The organism is Streptomyces sp. NPDC058157, assembly GCF_042884105.1.
GTDB lineage: Bacteria > Actinomycetota > Actinomycetes > Streptomycetales > Streptomycetaceae > Streptomyces.
Genome location: NZ_JBHVUQ010000101.1, coordinates 20,363 through 27,331, shown reverse-complemented (window position 1 = coordinate 27,331; position 6,969 = coordinate 20,363). Strand labels below are relative to the sequence as shown.

General features: G+C 74.7%; 6 protein-coding genes. 3 read left to right on the top strand and 3 right to left on the bottom strand.

All coding sequences use genetic code 11. The features are described from left to right. Positions 1–150: 150 nt before the first annotated feature. The gene (locus ACFVXK_RS23750; RefSeq protein ID WP_389614755.1) at positions 151–963 is read right to left on the bottom strand and encodes a hypothetical protein; all 813 of its coding nucleotides are present in this window, start codon (positions 961–963) and stop codon (positions 151–153) included. 106 nt (positions 964–1,069) lie between these two features. On the opposite strand from ACFVXK_RS23750, the gene ACFVXK_RS23745 reads away from it, so the two are divergent. Continuing rightward, positions 1,070–1,960 carry a LysR family transcriptional regulator gene (locus ACFVXK_RS23745; RefSeq protein WP_389614753.1) on the top strand — a complete coding sequence of 297 codons (891 nt, stop codon included), beginning with the start codon at positions 1,070–1,072 and terminating at the stop codon, positions 1,958–1,960. Continuing rightward, positions 1,938–3,104 (top strand): aminopeptidase P family protein, encoded by a 1,167-nt coding sequence (locus tag ACFVXK_RS23740; protein ID WP_389614751.1) that lies wholly within the window; start codon positions 1,938–1,940, stop codon positions 3,102–3,104. Before ACFVXK_RS23745 ends, ACFVXK_RS23740 begins: the two co-directional genes overlap by 23 nt. A 10-nt stretch (positions 3,105–3,114) precedes the next feature. Here ACFVXK_RS23740 and treZ read toward each other — a convergent pair whose 3' ends face one another. Further along, complete coding sequence (treZ, locus tag ACFVXK_RS23735) at positions 3,115–4,893, bottom strand: malto-oligosyltrehalose trehalohydrolase (RefSeq protein ID WP_389614749.1); 1,779 nt, start codon at positions 4,891–4,893, stop codon at positions 3,115–3,117. Positions 4,894–5,015: 122 nt separating this feature from the next. Then, on the bottom strand, positions 5,016–6,260 hold the full coding sequence (locus tag ACFVXK_RS23730; protein WP_389614747.1) for an RNA-guided endonuclease InsQ/TnpB family protein: 1,245 nt from the start codon (positions 6,258–6,260) through the stop codon (positions 5,016–5,018). 82 nt (positions 6,261–6,342) lie between these two features. Between ACFVXK_RS23730 and ACFVXK_RS23725 the strand changes: the two genes are divergently transcribed. Next, positions 6,343–6,915, top strand: coding sequence for an FHA domain-containing protein (locus tag ACFVXK_RS23725; RefSeq protein ID WP_389614745.1), 573 nt, complete (start codon positions 6,343–6,345; stop codon positions 6,913–6,915). Positions 6,916–6,969: the final 54 nt, after the last annotated feature.

Genomic DNA, 6,969 nt, shown 5'->3' with positions numbered 1-6,969 from the left:
TAAGAGACAGGACGGGACTCGAACCCGCGGCCACCTGGACCACAACCAGGTGCTCTACCAACTGAGCTACACCCACCACGAAGGGCGGCGGACCACCCGTTCGTCGTGCAAGCACAGCATAGCCGATCAGATGGGTGGTTCCGCGACGCCTTATCCGGCGGCCCGGCTGCCGGCCAGGCCCGCGGCCGGCCGGGTCAGTACCCCGTCGGCACGCCGCGCGGCGTGCGCGACGGCCGCCGCGGCCAGGGCCCGCACCACCGGGTGCGGCCGCGACCCGTCCCCGGCGAGCTCCGGCTGGAACAGCGTGGCCAGGAAGAACGGGTGCCCGGGCAGCTCCGCCATCCGCACCTGCCCCTCCTCGTCGTGGCCCGACAGCCGCAGCCCGTGCGCGGTGAGCTCCGGCAGGTGCCGGGCGGCCGGCCCGTAGGTGCAGTGGTAGCGCTCCATCGACCGCTCCGCCCCGAGCACGGACTCCGCCAGCGATCCGGGCTGCGCCCGCACGACCCCCTCGTGCCCGACGAGCGAGCAGGCGAGCGGGGCGATCAGCAGGTCCCGCGCCCCGGGATCGTTCTCCGCGTGCGCGGCCTCCGTCAGGCCGCAGACGTGGCGGGCGTACTCCAGCAGGGCGTGCTGGAAGCCCCCGCAGGTGCCGAGGAAGGGGATCCCCTCCTCCCGGGCCACCTGGATCGCCGCCAGCGCCCCCGCCTCGCTGGCGTACGGGCTGCCCGGCAGCACCCACACCGCGTCGAACCCGGCCAGCGTCCCGGCCGCGGCCTGCGCCCCGGCGTCCGCGGTCGGGATCCAGTACGCGTCCAGGACCAGCCCCTCCCGCACGGCGAGCGCGTCGAGCAGGAGCGGGATCCGGGTGTGGGACTTCACGTGCGGGGAACGGTCGCCGACCAGGGCGATCCGGGCGACGGAAGCGACTGCGGGTGCCTGTGCGGGTGCCTGTGCGGTGGTCATGCGGATCATCCTGCGGGCCCACCCCGCTTCAGCGCCAACGATTGTTCCTGCACCCCCGATAAGGAGCGCTGATGGCCGGGGCGGGCGGCCCGGGGATCATGGAGCCATGGAACCGCACCTCCTGCGCACCTTCGTCGCCGTCGCCCGCCTCGCCTCCTTCTCCGCCGCCGCCCGGGAACTGGGCTACACCCAGTCCGCCGTCTCCCAGCACATCGCCGCCCTCGAAACCGACCTGAGGGCCGAGCTCCTCACCCGCCGCCCCGTCGCCCCCACCCACGCCGGGGCCCGGCTCCTCGAACACGCGGGCCCCCTCCTGCTGCGGCTCGACGCCGCCCGCGCCGACGTGCTGCGCCTGGCCGCCGCCCCGCCCGGCCGGGTCACCCTCGCCGCCTCCCCCCTCGCCGTCGGCGCCCGCCTGCTCGCCGCCCTCCCCGCCACCGGCGTCACCCTGCGCGTCATGCCCCCGGACCAGGTGCCCGCCGCCCTCGCCGCCGGGGACTGCGACCTCGGGCTCGTCGACGGCCTCGCCGCCCCCAGCGACCCCCTCCGGCTGCCCGACGTGGCCCCCCTCAAGGTCACCGGGGTCACGGAGGAGGCGCTGGCCCTCCTCCTCCCGGCCGGCCACCCCTTCGCCCGGCGGACCGCCGTCCGGCTGGACGACCTCGCCGACGCCCGCTGGCTCGACGCCCCCGACGCCGGCCTGCCCCTCACCCCCGCCCACGGCTCCGCACGCACCGCCCTGCGCTACGACGGCACCGACCTGCACGCCCTGTGCGCCCTCGTCACCGCCGGACACGGCCTCGTCCTGCTGCCCCGCCGCGTCGCCGAAGCCGCCGCCGCGGCGGGCGCCGGCGCCGGGGCCGCCGTACCGCTCGACGCCCCGCGCCTGGTGCACCGCACGGAGCTCCTCGCGCCCGGAAACCCGACCGGCGCGGCCGCTGCGCTCGCCGCACGCCTCACGGCAGGATCCCCGTATGACCACCGCACCCAGCCCTGAGCCCGCCCCCGCCGGGGCCGCCCACCCCGACCCGGCCCCCTTCACCACCGCCGACTACGCCGCCCGCATGGCCGCCGCCGCCCGGTCGGCGGCCGACGCCGGACTCGCCGGCCTGCTCGTGGCACCCGGCCCCGACCTCGCCCACCTCACCGGCTACCGCCCCACCGCCGAGACCGAACGGCTCACCCTGCTCGTCCTCGCCGCAGGCCAGGACCCCGTCCTCGTCGTCCCCGCCCTCGAAGCCCCCGACGCCGCCAAGGCCCCCGGCGCCGGCGCCCTCACCCTGCGCGACTGGACCGACGGCAAGGACCCCTACGCGCTCACCGCCCCGCTCCTCGACGTCAGCGGCCGCTTCGGGGTCAGCGACAACACCTGGGCGCTCCACCTCCTCGGCCTGCAGAAGGAGTTGCCCACCACCTCCTACACCCCGCTCACCGACGCCCTGCCCATGCTCCGCGCCGTCAAGGACGACCGCGAACTCGCCCGCCTCGCCGCCGCAGGAGCCGCCGCCGACGCCGCCTACGCGCAGATCCTCCACCTGCCCTTCGCCGGCCGCCGCGAGAGCGACGTCGCCGCCGACCTCGCCGCACTGCTGCGCGCACACGGCCACTCCCAGGTGGACTTCACCGTCGTCGGCTCCGGCCCCAACGGCGCCAACCCCCACCACGAGGCGGGCGACCGGGTCATCCGGCGGGGCGACATGGTCGTCCTCGACTTCGGCGGCCTCAAGGACGGCTACGGCTCCGACATCTCCCGCACCGTCCACGTCGGCGAACCCACCGCCGAGGAACAGCGCGTCCACGACATCGTCCGGGAAGCCCAGCAGGCCGGCTTCGCGGCCGTCCGCCCCGGCGCCGCCTGCCAGGACGTCGACCGGGCCGCCCGCGCCGTCATCACCGAATTCGGCTACGGCGACCGCTTCATCCACCGCACCGGGCACGGCATCGGCGTCACCACGCACGAACCGCCGTACATGGTCGAGGGCGAGGAGCAGCCCCTCGTCCCCGGCATGTGCTTCTCCGTCGAACCGGGCGTCTACCTGCCCGGCTGCTTCGGCGTCCGCATCGAGGACATCGTCACGGTCACGGAGGACGGCGGCCGCCGCCTCAACGAGGCCCCGCGCGAGCTGGCGATCGTGGAGTAGCCCCGCGGCGCTACGGGCCCAGCACCACCGCCGACTCGCCCGGTACGTGCAGGCGCCCGTCCGGCCCCGGATGCTCCACCGGCTCCCACGAGGCCAGCACCCGCACCCCGTTGCGGCCCAGCGCCACCGTGACCGACTCCGCCCCCAGGTTCACCACCACCCGTACGTCACCCCGCCGGAACGTCAGCCACCGCCGCTCCTCGTCGAAGGCGACCCGGACCGCCGCCAGGTCCGGGTCGCGCAGGTCCGGCTGCGCGCGGCGCAACCGGATCAGCGTCCGGTACCACTCCAGCAGCCAGGCGTGCGACTCCCGCTCCGGCTCCGCCCAGTCCAGGCACGACCGCTCCCGCGTCGCCGGGTCCTGCGGGTCCGGCACCTCTCCCCCAGCTACCGCTGGGGGGACCCCCACCGCCTTCCAGCCGTGCGCCGCGAACTCCCGGCGCCGGCCGCTGCGCACCGCCTCCGCCAGCTCCGGGTCCCGGTGGTCGGTGAAGTACTGCCAGGGCGTCCCCGCCCCCCACTCCTCGCCCATGAACAGCATCGGCACGAACGGCCCCGTCAGCGCCAGCGTCGCCGCGCAGGCCAGCAGTCCCGGGGACAGGGAAGCCGACAGCCGGTCGCCCACGGCCCGGTTGCCGACCTGGTCGTGGGTCTGGGAATAGCCGAGGAAGCGGTGGGCCGGGGTGCGGCGGCGGTCCACCGGGCGGCCGTGGGAGCGGCCCCGGAAGGAGGACCAGGTGCCGTCGTGGAAGAACCCCCGGGTCAGGGTCTTGGCCACCGCCGCCAGCGGGGCGGCGGCGAAGTCGGCGTAGTAGCCCTGGGATTCGCCGGTCAGCGCGGTGTGCAGGGCATGGTGGAAGTCGTCGTTCCACTGCGCGTGCACACCGAGACCGCCCGAGGGCCGCGGTGTGGTCAGGCGCGGGTCGCACCGGTCGGACTCGGCGATCAGGAACAGCGGCCGCGCCGACTCGGCGGCCAGCGCGTCCACCGCCGCCGAGAGCTCCTCCAGGAAGGACAGCGCCCGCCCGTCGGCCAGCGCGTGCACCGCGTCCAGCCGCAGCCCGTCGATCCGGTAGTCCCGCAGCCAGGCCAGGGCGCTGCCGACCAGGTACGCCCGCACCTCGTCCGAGCCCGGCGCGTCCAGGTTCACCGCCGCGCCCCAGGGCGTGTGGTGGGTGTCGGTGAAGTACGGTCCGAAGGCGGGGAGGTGGTTCCCGGAGGGGCCCAGGTGGTTGTGGACCACGTCCAGCACCACCCCCAGCCCCGCCGCGTGCGCCGCCTCCACGAACCGGGCCAGCCCCGCCGGACCCCCGTACGGCTCGTGCACCGCCCAGGGCGCCACCCCGTCGTAGCCCCAGCCGTGCCGGCCGGGGAAGGGACAGACCGGCATGAGCTCCACGTGCGTCACGCCCAGCGAGGTCAGGTGCCCCAGCCGGGCGGCCGCGGCGTCGAAGGTGCCCTCGGGGGTGAACGTGCCGACGTGCAGCTCGTACAGCACCGCGTCCTGGAGCGGGAGGTGCGGGGGCGCGGTACGGGGGGTGAGGGGCTCGAAGTCGACCACGGCGGAGAGGCCCTCGGTCCCGTCCGGCAGCCGCCGCCCGCGCGGGTCCGGGCGCACCACCGGATCGTCGCCGAGCACGAACCCGTACCGGTCGCCGTCGGCCGCCGGGGCCTCGACCGTCCACCAGCCCGTGCGGCCGGGAGCCGGGTCGGGCGTCATCTCGTAGGCGGAGTCGTTCAGTCGCAGGGCGACCCGACCTGTCAGCGGTGCCCACACCTCGAACTGCACGGACGGTCCCCTTGTCCTCGGCCGACGTGGCATGCGTATCGTGCCCATCATTCAGGGCCTCCCGGGGGAGTTCTGGACACTCCGCACCCGACGGGCCGACAATCACCCTTTGAATCCTCCCCTCACTCCGGAGGGGATTCCCGGCTCACTTCGCCGGGCACCGTACGGGGGCCCGGTCTTACGAGATCAGCGCCGGCCGGGTTGAGACCAGCCCGGACGAGCATCACGCGGGCGGAGTTCTTGTCCCTCGGGGACATCGCTCCACACGCCATGCAGGTGAAGGTCCTTTCGGAGAGGGGGAGTGCGTGCTTGGTTCTCGCTCCGCACCGTGCGCAATCCATGGTGGTGTGCGCGGGGTGGACCAGGTGGACCGTCCGGCCATACTTGCAGGCCATCTCCACCAGTGCCGCCTTCGTCGCCGCGATGGCGGCGTCGGCGGCCTTGCGGGCCATCGCCGTCTTCGCGAGGAACTTCGGGCGGAAGTCCTCCACCGCGATCGCGTCGTGATCGAGGACCACGCGCTTGGCCCACTTGCGGGCGGTGTCCTGACGCCGGCGGGCGATCGCCCTGGACGACTTCGCGGCCCGGGCGCGGGCCTTGCGGTACCCACCGCTGTCCGGCCGGTTCCTCGGCGTCGCGCGTCGGGCCATCATCCGCTGGTAGCGGGCCAGGCGCTGCGCAGCCTTCTTGCCGTGCTCGCCGTGGGGCAGGTCGTGGGCGTCGGAGGTCGTGGTCGCGATCTCCTTCACTCCCCAGTCGATGCCGATGACCCGACCCGTGGAGGGGAGCGGCTCGATGGGGGAGACGACGACGAAAGAGGCGTACCAGTGGCCGAGAGCATCCCGGTACACCCGCACCGACGACGGCGCGGAGGGCAGCCCCCGCGACCACACCACGGTCAAGGCGATCCCGCCCGCCAGATGCAGACGGCCTTCCTTCAGCCGGAAGCCCCGGGTCGTGTAGTTCAGACTCGGCCGAGCTTCGCGCTTGCGCTTCATGCGTGGCATCCCGGCGCGCTGCCGTGCGGGCAGCCCGCCCTTGGCGTCCGCCATCGCCTTCGCGCGAGACTTGGCGAAATCCCTGATGGTCTGCTGCTGAGGGACCGAGGCGCCTTCCCGCAGCCAGGCCATCGCCCCGCGGGCCTCGGTCAGCAGCTTGTCCAGCCGCGCCGGACCACACGTCGCGCCCTGCCCGGTCGCCTTGTTGGCCGCGTGGACCTTGCGCGACATCGCCACGCACTCGTTCCACACCCAGCGACACCGCGCCCACTCCTGCTCGAGGCAGGCGAGTGCGCCGGACGAGACCCGCAGTCGGAAGGTGTACCGGGCGAGCCCGGAACGCCCACCGGCTAACGTTGTGCTCGTCATGGCCGCAACGTAGCAAGTGGCACTGACATCGGAAGAAGGCACCGGCCAAGCAGATGTGCAGCGAACTTCCTGGGAGATTCCGGTGACGTCGAGTTTCGAGTTCCCCGCCTTCCCCGTCCCGCGCGTGTCCGACGCGGAGCGGGACCGGGCGCTGGGCCAGCTCAGGGAGGGCGCGGCCCTCGGGAGGCTGTCGCACGACACCTTCCTGCGCCGGATGGAACTCGCGCTGGTCGCCCGTCGCTCCGAGGACCTGGCCGTGCTCCTGGCCGACCTGCAGACCCGCGAGGGCCCGCTCGGCCCCGAAAGCCCCTGGACCCACCGGCTGTTCGGCTGGGTGGGCCGCGCCTCGGCCGTGTCGGTGGGGGTCCGGCGGGCCTGGCAGGCCGAGCGGCTCCCGAAGCTGCTGCTCCCGCATCCCGCCGCCGGCCCGCTGCGGATCGGCCGCGACCCGGGCAACGGGCTGCGCCTGACCCACGACACCGTCTCGCGGGCGCACGCAGAGCTGAGCCTGCGGGACGGGGTCTGGCTGCTCAGGGACCTCGGCTCCACGAACGGCACCACCGTCAACGGGCGCCGGGTCACGGGGGTGGCCATGGTGCGGGTGGGGGACCAGGTCGGGTTCGGGAAGATGACCTTCAGGCTGTCGGCGGGCTGAGCCCGAGGCCGCCGGGCGGTGGGCAGCGGGTGGTGGGCCGGGGGCAGGATGTCT

What these genes read in the sequence shown, in the direction of transcription:
- ACFVXK_RS23750 (WP_389614755.1), bottom strand. Translation starts at nt 963, where the DNA reads ATGACCACCGCACAGGCACCCGCACAGGCACCCGCAGTCGCTTCCGTC.
- ACFVXK_RS23745 (WP_389614753.1), top strand. Translation starts at nt 1,070, where the DNA reads ATGGAACCGCACCTCCTGCGCACCTTCGTCGCCGTCGCCCGCCTCGCC.
- ACFVXK_RS23740 (WP_389614751.1), top strand. Translation starts at nt 1,938, where the DNA reads ATGACCACCGCACCCAGCCCTGAGCCCGCCCCCGCCGGGGCCGCCCAC.
- ACFVXK_RS23730 (WP_389614747.1), bottom strand. Translation starts at nt 6,260, where the DNA reads ATGACGAGCACAACGTTAGCCGGTGGGCGTTCCGGGCTCGCCCGGTAC.